This window comes from Brevibacterium sp. AGC70 (assembly GCF_057334195.1).
This window is the reverse complement of record NZ_JBHFIH010000018.1, coordinates 395967-405555: the sequence shown is the minus strand read 5'-3', so window position 1 is coordinate 405555 and position 9589 is coordinate 395967. Positions and strand designations below refer to the sequence as shown.

At 62.1% G+C, this 9589-nt stretch carries 9 protein-coding genes; 7 read left to right on the top strand and 2 right to left on the bottom strand.

Annotation, left to right across the window (positions count from 1 at the left end; all coding sequences use genetic code 11):
• A partial coding sequence (locus ACE03M_RS17205) for an NAD(P)-dependent oxidoreductase (RefSeq protein ID WP_485935270.1) occupies positions 1-801 on the top strand: 801 nt, incomplete at its 5' end.
• 326 nt (positions 802-1127) lie between these two features.
• On the opposite strand, the gene ACE03M_RS17200 is transcribed toward ACE03M_RS17205, so the two are convergent.
• Both ACE03M_RS17200 and ACE03M_RS17195 read right to left on the bottom strand, forming a co-directional pair.
• Positions 1128-1922: an enoyl-CoA hydratase/isomerase family protein gene (locus ACE03M_RS17200; protein WP_485935269.1), complete on the bottom strand. Its 795-nt coding sequence runs from the start codon at positions 1920-1922 to the stop codon at positions 1128-1130.
• A 25-nt stretch (positions 1923-1947) separates the two neighbouring features.
• Positions 1948-3153: a CaiB/BaiF CoA transferase family protein gene (locus ACE03M_RS17195; RefSeq protein ID WP_485935268.1), complete on the bottom strand. Its 1206-nt coding sequence runs from the start codon at positions 3151-3153 to the stop codon at positions 1948-1950.
• A gap of 129 nt (positions 3154-3282) precedes the next feature.
• On the opposite strand from ACE03M_RS17195, the gene ACE03M_RS17190 reads away from it, so the two are divergent.
• The 6 genes from ACE03M_RS17190 (at position 3283) to ACE03M_RS17165 (ending at position 9428) form a co-directional block, all read left to right on the top strand.
• Complete coding sequence (locus tag ACE03M_RS17190) at positions 3283-4011, top strand: GntR family transcriptional regulator (protein WP_485935267.1); 729 nt, start codon at positions 3283-3285, stop codon at positions 4009-4011.
• 83 nt (positions 4012-4094) lie between these two features.
• The gene (locus ACE03M_RS17185) at positions 4095-5066 is read left to right on the top strand and encodes a tripartite tricarboxylate transporter substrate binding protein (RefSeq protein WP_485935266.1); all 972 of its coding nucleotides are present in this window, start codon (positions 4095-4097) and stop codon (positions 5064-5066) included.
• Between the two features lie 2 nt (positions 5067-5068).
• Positions 5069-6109 (top strand): 4-hydroxythreonine-4-phosphate dehydrogenase PdxA, encoded by a 1041-nt coding sequence (locus ACE03M_RS17180; RefSeq protein WP_485935265.1) that lies wholly within the window; start codon positions 5069-5071, stop codon positions 6107-6109.
• Positions 6106-6720, top strand: coding sequence for a tripartite tricarboxylate transporter TctB family protein (locus tag ACE03M_RS17175; RefSeq protein WP_485935264.1), 615 nt, complete (start codon positions 6106-6108; stop codon positions 6718-6720). The genes ACE03M_RS17180 and ACE03M_RS17175 overlap by 4 nt, the downstream gene beginning before the upstream one ends.
• Positions 6721-6729: 9 nt before the next feature.
• Complete coding sequence (locus ACE03M_RS17170) at positions 6730-8247, top strand: tripartite tricarboxylate transporter permease (RefSeq protein ID WP_485935263.1); 1518 nt, start codon at positions 6730-6732, stop codon at positions 8245-8247.
• 104 nt (positions 8248-8351) lie between these two features.
• Positions 8352-9428 carry a VanZ family protein gene (locus ACE03M_RS17165; RefSeq protein WP_143924067.1) on the top strand — a complete coding sequence of 359 codons (1077 nt, stop codon included), beginning with the start codon at positions 8352-8354 and terminating at the stop codon, positions 9426-9428.
• The last annotated feature ends 161 nt before the right edge of the window (positions 9429-9589 follow it).

Here is a 9589-nt window from a genome sequence, read left to right as displayed (position 1 = left end):
GGCACGGGCGGCGACCCGTTCCCGGGGCCCCGGGAACGTGCCGCTGCGGAGGGACTGCCGACCGAGGAACGACCGCTGTCTGCAGACTCAGCAGGCACGGTCATCGTCATGGTGGCTGACGGCAATCAGCTCAAGCAGGCACTCGATGGGGACGAGCAGACCGGGTCTCCCGGATTGCTCTCACTCATGTCGCCGGAAGCGGTGCTCATCATCATGAGCACCGTGGGCCCCGACGCGGTGCGAGCTGCAGCAGAACGCGCCGAAGAGCGTGGCATCGGCGTCCTCGACGTTCCCGTCACCGGGGGCATCGCCGGTGTTCTGGCGGGGACCCTGCGGATGCTCACCTCCGGCCCACACGAGGTGCTCGAGTCGCGCCGGACGGTCCTCGAATCCCTCGGAACGATCATCGCCTGCGGCGAGAGAATCGGAGACGGGCAGTCGTTCAAAACGGTGAATCAGCTGCTGTGCTCAGTCCACGTCGTGGCCGCCGCCGAGGCACTGTCATTGGCCGAACGGCTCGAACTTGACCAGGCAAAGGTCCTCGAGGCTATGACTGCCGGTGCCGCGAACTCGTGGATGCTCGGTGATCGCGGTCCCCGCATGCTCCAAGGTGTTGACGTCGAGGTGGCCAGCGCCGTCGGCATCCTCGTCAAAGACACTGCCATCGTCGCCGAGGTGGCTGAAGATCTCGACATCGATCTGGCCCTGCTCCCCGTGGCCGCCCGGAAATTCGGCGAGGCGGCAGAACTGGGTCACCTCCGCCGCGACGACTCGCAGGTGATGCGTACCTACGAGAGGTGAGGGGCGCGCCCCATCGAACCCCAATCAGTGACCTGAATGGACGACAAAGGCTTCTTCTCAAACGAGAAGAAGCCTTCGTTGCGACCGTTGCGGTCGCAGGGATCCGTGATCGGATCAGGCGAGGCCGAGTGCCCCGAGGATGGCGTTAAGGATATCTGGGAGATTGAGGTTGATCATGATTTTCCTTTCGTAACGACACTTCACTTTTGTGAAGGCACCTTGATTTAATCAGTGATGTTTCCCCAGGTCAAAAGTCATGTTCCCCAATCGGCTACTTACCGGATAGTAGTGTCTTCGACGCGATCCCGGAACTGTCCGGAACCAACTCATCGCCCGCGCCATTCGTAGGGAGTCTTATCGATGAACGCGTGCACGGCACTGTGGAAGTCCTGCGAACCATAGATTCGCTCGACGATGTCCTCATCGTCAACTGAACCGCCAGCATCCGAGAGCCTGCGCACGACTTCCTTGACCGACCACATCGTCAGCGGTGCGTGCCCTTTGAGGGTATTCGCCCACTCTGCGGTCACCTCGGCGATGTCCTCGGTCACGAGTCCGACGAATCCTGCAGTCAGGGCCTCATCGGATTCGATGAACCGGGCGCGCAGCAGCATGTCGACCACGCGGGCACGGCCGAGCAGCTCAATGAGCAAGCTCAGGGTGTCCCCGGACAGACAGTTGCCGAGGGTCCGTGCGATCGGCACCCCGAAGCGTGCCCGCGGTGAGGCGATGCGCACGTCGGCACAGGCTGCGATGCCAAGCCCTCCGCCGACACAGTAGCCGTCGATCGCCGCGATGACCGGGACGTTCACGGCTCGCAGTCGAGCGAGCACCTCGGAGATGCGCTTTTCGTACGCGACGCCTGCGGGGCCGTCGAACTCGGTGAACTGAGCGATGTCCGTTCCGGCGACGAAGGCCTTCCCACCCGCTCCGCGCAGCACCATGACGCGGATGGAGTCGTCTCCACCGGCCGTTTCACACGCCTCGGCGAGACCCATGTACATGTCCCAGGTCATCGCGTTGCGCGCCTCGGGCCTGTTGAAGGTGACGGTGAGGACGCCGTCCTCGCGCTCGACGATCAGGTCGTCTGTCTTCGCCTCTGCATCTGCTGCTTCGGTCATTGTCGCGCCTTTCCCTGTTCGCATCTCATTGTGACTTCAGTTCCACCAGCTCGGCTTCTGAGAACCCGAGTTCATCGAGAATCGAGTTGTCGGCACCGAGAGAAGGGCCAGCAGGTCCTCGTCTGGCCGGTGTCCGTGACAATCGCATCGGAGAGCCGATCTGCCGAACGGTGCCGGCCACCGGGTGCTCGGAGTCCCAGAAGAAGTCGCGGCTGGCCAGGTGCTCATCCGTGAATACCTGCGAATAGTCGCTGATCGGTGCGCAGGGCACCCCCGCCTCGTTGAGGACTTCGACGACCTCGTCAGTCGTCATCGTCTTCGTCTTCTCTTCGATGAGATCGATGAGCTCGTCTCTGTGAGTCAGCCTGTCATAGGACTCTTGGAAGCGTTCGTCGTCGAGCAGTTCCGCCAGGCCGAGGCCCTGACAGAACCTCACCCAGTTGCGAGGAGTGTTCGCACCGATGGTCACGTACCCATCGGCTGAGTGGACCGCCTGATAGGGGGCTTGGTTCTGGTGTGCGGAACCGTTCGGCCGGCCCACCTTTCCATCGACGAAGTATCCCGCCGCCTCCCACACTGCGTATGAGACTCCGCTTTCGAAGAGCGAGACGTCGATGTACTGGCCCTCCCCTGATCGGTTGCGTTCATAGAGCGCCGAGGTGAGGGCAAGCGCCACATACATCGCCGAGGTGAGATCGCAGATAGGCACACCCACCTTGGCCGGTGGCGAGTCGGGCTGACCCGTGATGCTCATCAGCCCGCTGCGGGCCTGGGCCATGATGTCGAGCCCGGCCAATTTCGCCAGAGGACCGTCCTGGCCCCACCCCGATGCCGAGGCATAGATGATCCCGGGGTTGCGCTCACGGACGTTCTCGTAGGCAACACCGAGGCGCTGCATGACTCCGGGCCGCATGTTCTCCACCACGACGTCGGCCGTCTCCGCCAGTCGCATGAAGGCTTCCTGCCCGACCTCGCTCTTGAGATCGAGAGTGATGGATTCCTTGTTCCGGTTGATGAGCATGTATGGGGCGCTCTCTCCGTTGACGAAGGGCCCTGTGCTGCGCGTCTGATCACCGCCGGTCGGGTTTTCGATCTTGATCACCCGTGCACCGAGGTCGGCCAGTTGCATCGTGGCGAATGGTCCGGCCATGAACACTCCGAGTTCAAGAACGGTCACCCCGGAGAGGGGCCCTTCGCCACCACCAGTCGAGCCGGATTCGGTTTCATCCATGAGATCCTCCTCTGATATTCATCGATCCTGTAGGAATCACGTGCCCAACCTTGGACAAGCATTGATTTGCTGGTGTGATCCGCGTTACAGTCTTCACACTACTGTATACAAAAGAGGATCTAACCGGAAGTGGTCACTCTCATCGCATCTCAACCCAGTTTGGCGACATTGGCCAGGCAAGCACTCGAAGGGACGATCCTGGCAGGAAACTACATGCCAGGAGAACGACTCGTGGAGGAGCGCCTGTGCGAGGAACTGGGCATCTCACGCCCTCCGCTGCGTGAAGCACTCAAAGAACTCGCGCACACCGGTCTCGTCGAGCACGTGCCGCGCAAGGGCGTGAGGATCATGTCGATCTCCCAACACGATGTCTTCGAGATCGCCACCCTGCGCCGTGAACTCGAACGAATGGCTATGAGTCTGACGCTGCCCGAGCTCGCTCCGGACAGGGTCGAACGCTGCCGCGAGACGCTGCGCACGATGGAGGTGATCGCCGAATCCGGCACCGAAGGCGACATGGTCGCGGCCGGGTTCGAATTCCATTATGCGGTCGTCGGCCTGGCCGGCCACGCGAGGATCGAATCGACCTACCGAGCGATGGCGATGCAGCTGCAGATGTGCATGGCGATGAACAACCAGGCCAGGCGGGAGATCGAGGATCTCGACGGCAACGTCGCCAGGCATGCGCGCATGCTCGACGTCATCCTTCGTCGCGACCCCGATGAGATCGAACGCGAATTCGACGACCACGGAAACCTGTCGTTCCTCGTCGACACCGTCGACCAGCTCGACGGAGCCACCCCGGAATCCGATCGTTGGCTCGAGGAGGTACGCGCTTCGCTGTCTGGGACCAATTGAGCTGTCGACGCTGACACCAGCCGACTGCAACATCAGCAACACAATATCGGGCACCACAGAAAATTCTGTCAAGGGAGATGGAAATGCATTCGAAGAAACTGCTCACCACCGCGGCCGTGACCGGCACTCTCGCATTGGGCCTCAGCGCCTGCGGCCAAGCCTCGGGAGATACTGCCGGCGGAGAATTCGAGCCGAAGGGCAATGTCACGATGATCGTGCCCTTCGCCGCTGGCGGCGGAAGCGATATCGCCGGCCGTGCCACCGCCTCGGGGCTGGAGGAGGCCACCGACAAGACCATCACGGTTCAGAACATCGATGGCGGCTCGGGCGCCGTCGGCTATTCGGAGTTCCTCGGGCGCAGCGGCGATCCGAACTACCTGCTTGCCACAGAGACGGCGATGCTCGCTCTGCCGGCAACACAGGATGTGGAGTTCACCCACGAGAGCTTCACTCCGATCATGAAGCTCGGAGATGACTACACGCTGATCGTCACGAAGGCGGACTCCCCGCTGAAGACCTGTTCCGATCTCACGGATAAGGGCGAGAAGGAGCGTACTGTCGTCGCCATCTCCGGGGCCACTGGTCTCGACAACATCACGTTCACCCTGATGGAGAAGGCCACCAAGGCGAAATTCGATCGAGTGCCCTTCGAGTCCGGGGCCGAGGCCATCACCGCGGCTCTCGGCGGCCAGGTCGAGGCGATCTCAGTCAACCCGGGCGAGGTCTCCGGCCAGTTGGAGTCGGGGGACCTCAAACCTCTGTGCGCCGCGGCCGATGAACGCTACGAATATCCGGAGCTCAAGGATATTCCGACGGCGAAGGAACAGGGCATCGACGTCGCCTTCGCCCAGTTCCGTGGTGTCATCGCTCCCGGAGACATTCCCGAGGAGGCGAAGGAGTACTGGATCAAGAAGGCGAAGGAGTTCGAGAAGTCGGACGCATACAAGACCTACATCGAAGACAACATGATGCAGCCCAACGCCGCCTACGGCGATGACTTCGCCACCTACCTCGGCGAGAACGACAAAGAGCTTCGGGAAGCGATCGGGAAATGATCATGACGCCAGACATCCCCCGAATCGTCCTCGTTCCCGGAGATCTCTCCGGGGTCGGGCCCGAGCTTATGGCTCGGCTCCTCGCTGACCCAGCCAATCGCGCTCGGGCGCGATTGCTCGTCACAGCGACGGCGGAGGAACTGGACTCCTTCGCCACAACGGCGGCGGTGACGATTGCCGATCGTGATGACATCGAGCATCTCGGCACCGACTACCGCGGGCCTGCCATCCCCGTCGGTGAAGTCAGCATCGCCGCAGGCGAACGTGCCCTGGCCGATTTGGCCACAGCGCTCGACCTGTGCGCCGGCGGTGAGGCCGACGGTGTGATGTTCCTCCCTCTGAACAAGGGGGCCATGGGGCAGGCAGGCATGACCGAGGAAGACGAGCTGCGCTGGTTCGCCAAGCGGCTCGACTTCGACGGCTTCACCTCGGAGCTGAACTTCATCGAATCGCTCGTCACGGCACGTGTCACCTCGCATGTTCCGGTCTCAGAGATCGCCGACGGCATCAGTGCCGGCAAGGTTCTCGAGACCATCGAGCTGCTCAATCGTGTTGTGGCGCAGACGCGAACCTCGACGCCTCGCCTGGCCGTCTGTGCGCTCAACCCGCATGCAGGTGAGGGCGGGAAATTCGGCAGAGAGGAGATCGACGACATCGCCCCCGCCATCGAGTTGGCCCGCTCGCGTGGAATCGATGTCGAGGGGCCTTTCCCTTGCGATACTCTCTTCGCACGCGCGGTCGGCGGGGACTACGACGGGGTGGTGACGATGTATCACGATCAGGGTCAGATCGCGATGAAGCTGCTCGGGTTCGATCAGGGAGTCACTGTCCACGGTGGGATTCCGATTCCCATCGCCACCCCTGCACACGGCACCGCTCACAACATCGTCGGCACAGGCAAGGCCGACCTCGGGCCGAGCACCCATGCCTTCGACCTGGCGGTGCGGATGGCTGAGAGCCGTCGGGCCACGGCAGATACCGACAACGCAGTCGTGGGCGCGGCTGCGGGAGGTGCGGCTGAAGTGCAGGTGAGTCCACGATGAGCACGGCAACCGACACAGAGAAGATTCCGCCTCGGAACAAGCCGGATCTCGCCGATGTCGTCGGGACTTCGATCCTCGGAGTCATCGGAGGAACGGCCGCCATCATGGGATTCGGCTACGGCCTCACCGTGGAAGGCGGGCAGGTCGGGCCGGGAATGCTCCCCTTCCTCACCGGAGCTTTCATCTTCCTAGCCTCGTCGGCTGAGATCTTCCGGCTCTTCTTCGCCCGCGTGGGCACCTCCGGAGGTCGCATCATGTCTGCGGTCGAAGACCTCGAAGCCAGGGCGGCGGAGTCGATCGACTCCATTGCTGAGTCTCGTTCCGATGACGGCTCCGACGGTGACCTTGACACCTTCGGGCGGACTGAGAAGCAGCGTAACCGCACACCCTTCTATATCTTCATCACGTTCGGACTCGCCCTCGCGCTCATTCCCGTCATCGGTCTCATCATCTCTTTGGCCGCCGCGATCCTCTTCCTGCTCCTCGTCGTGGAGAAGCAGAAATGGTGGACATCTGCGGCCACAACGATCGGCGCAGCCGTTTTCGTCTACATCGTCTTCGGGCTCCTCCTGTCGGTTCCCATGCCGACAGGGATGCTCGGACTGATCTGAGGATTCTCCATGATCGACAATCTCATGCTCGGGCTGGAAACTGCAGTCAGCCCCGAAAACCTTCTATGGTGCTTCGTCGGCGTCCTCCTGGGAACCGTCATCGGACTGCTCCCCGGGCTCGGCTCCACCACGGGTGTGGCCATTCTTCTGCCCGTGACCCTGGCCTTCGAACCGGTCACAGCCCTCATCATGTTGGCTGGGATCTATTACGGATCCCAGTACGGGTCCTCGATCAGTTCGATCCTCATCTCCACACCCGGAGACGCATCGAGCGTCGTACTCACCCTCGACGGCTATCAGATGGCACGCAAAGGTCGAGCGGGAGCAGCCTTGGCAATCTCCGCCCTGGCGTCCTTCTTCGCTGCGATCATCTCGCTCATCGGCCTCATGGCCTTGGCCCAACCGATCGCCCATTTCGCGCTCAACTTCGGGCCTGCGGAGAATCTCGCGATCATATTGTTGGGTATGGCCACAATCGTGTCCTTCGCCGGCGAGAACATTCTGCGCGGCATCACAATGGCCGCAGCAGGCCTCCTCGTGTCGATGGTCGGTGTGGCATCCGGGTTCTCCACAGCACGGTTCACCTTCGGCAGCGTGAACCTGCTCTCCGGGCTCGATTTCGTTGCCGTGATGATCGGAATCTTCGCCGTCGGTGAGGTTCTCCACCAGATCCGCCGAGGTGGTGAGAAACCCATCCGTGCACGCTTCAAGGATCTGCTGGTGACGAAGGAGGAGCTGACCCGCTCCGCCCCCGCGGCCACGCGCGGCACCGTCTTGGGCTTCACCGTCGGTGTCCTTCCCGGTGCCGGAGCCACACTGGCCACCTTCCTCGCCTACGGCGTTGAGAAGCAGGTGAGCAAGTTCAAGCATCTCATCGGGAAGGGTGCCCCGGAGGCTGTGGCGTCTCCGGAGGCTGCGAACAACGCTGCCGCCAATGCGAGCTTCATCCCCACCCTCGCACTCGGCATTCCCGGCAGCGGAACGACTGCAGTGCTGCTGGGTGCCTTCGTCATCTTCGGACTCCAGCCCGGTCCTCTCCTCTTCCAACAGGAACCTGACCTGGTGTGGGGTCTGCTGGTGAGCTTCTTCTTCGGCAACCTCATCCTGCTGGTGCTCAACCTGCCGCTGGCTCCGGTCTTCGCTCAGATCCTCAGGATTCCGTACGTCTTCCTCTACCCCATCGTGCTCATGATGAGCTTCGTCGGTGCTTTCGCTCTGGGAAACAACACATTCACACTGTGGATCGTGTTCTTCTCCGGGCTGCTCGGCTACTTCATGAAGCGTTTCGACTTCCCGGCGGCGCCATTCGTGCTCGGCCTGGTGCTGGGCCCACTGTTGGAGAAGTACCTCGTTCAGACTTCCGCGATGGGAGACGGAAACCTGCTCATCATGTTCCAGCGGCCAATCTCGCTCGTCCTCACCGTTGCGGCACTCATCGCCATCGCCTACCCCCTTGTAGGCGCGGTGATCCGCAACCTCAGGACGCGGAAGGCCGATGCTGCGGGGAAGGAGATGGCGTCGAAATAGCAGAGCAGCTCGGAAACTCGCCGACGTCCACGCTGACTTCCATCCCTCACTCATCGATCGGACCGCCGCCCCCACCTCGGCGAACGAACCAATAGACTCCTCGGGTGACCAGTTTCGCCATACCAGCCATCATTGCCGTTTTCGTCGGATGCGGGGTAGCCGCCCTCGCCTTCGTGCCTTTCGTCGCCATCAGCTTCCGACGACGAGGTGGGATGACTTTCTGGCGAACCGTATCGTGGTTCGCCGCGGCGATCTACTCGATGGCGCTGTGGACCTACACTCTCGTTCCGTTCCCGCAGCCCGCAGAAGTGGAATGCTCGCCGATTCAACTGCGACCATTCCAATTTGTCGACGATATCCTCGGTTTCGACACGAGCAGCATCAGTGCCCTCATGTCGAACCCGGCTGTGCTCCAAGCGACCCTCAACGTCTTCCTATTCGCACCCTTGGGATGGTTCATCCGGCAATTGGTCGGTCGTGGCGTCGTCATTGCGACCATCGTCGGTATCACCATCTCAGCCTTCATCGAGTTCACGCAGCTCTCCGGCATCTGGGGGCTCTACGAATGCGCGTACAGAGTCTTCGACGTCGACGATCTGATGATGAACACCCTCGGCGCCCTCATCGGCTCCCTCGCCTCGCTGCTTTTCGTCCGTCGAGGCAAGGACGGCCAGGACGCGAGCGCTCCACGGCCGATCACTGCGACCCGCCGCTTCATCGGCATCGTCTGCGACATGGTCATCGCCTGGCTGGGGCCATGGTTCGTCATCATCGGGACCGTCGTCATCACCACGATCCGAGGAGATGGTGAAATCGCCGAACCGGGCGACGCCGTCATGAACATCGCGTTCCTGCTTCCGTTTCTCGCACAGCTTGTGTCAGTGCTGTCGGAAGGAGTCACCCTGGGAGAGCGTCTGGTGCTCATCGGCTCCGCACAGACGCGCCTCTCGGTGGCGATCTCCAGACCGCTGCGCTTCCTCTTCGGAATCGGCGGCTACATGCTCCTGACCCAATGGCCCTTCCCCGGTTCCGGGCTCATCCTCACCGTGCTGCTGGTGTCCACCTTCGTCATGGTCTTCACGACCCGTTCGCACCGTGGTCTCGCGTGCGCTGTCGCGAGAGTCGAGATCTTCGATGCCCGCGCAGACCGGCGCGACGCCCAAGCAGCGCGTCGAGGATGAGGAATCCGAGCAGGCTGATGCTCACCACCTGAAGCGCTTCGACTTCCCGGCGGCACCATTCGTGCTCGGCCTGGTGCTGACCCCACGGAGTTGAGAACACGAACAAGCAACGCCTGTTCGCTGCGGTGGGGGGCATCACTCTGATGCCTGTCTCTTATACA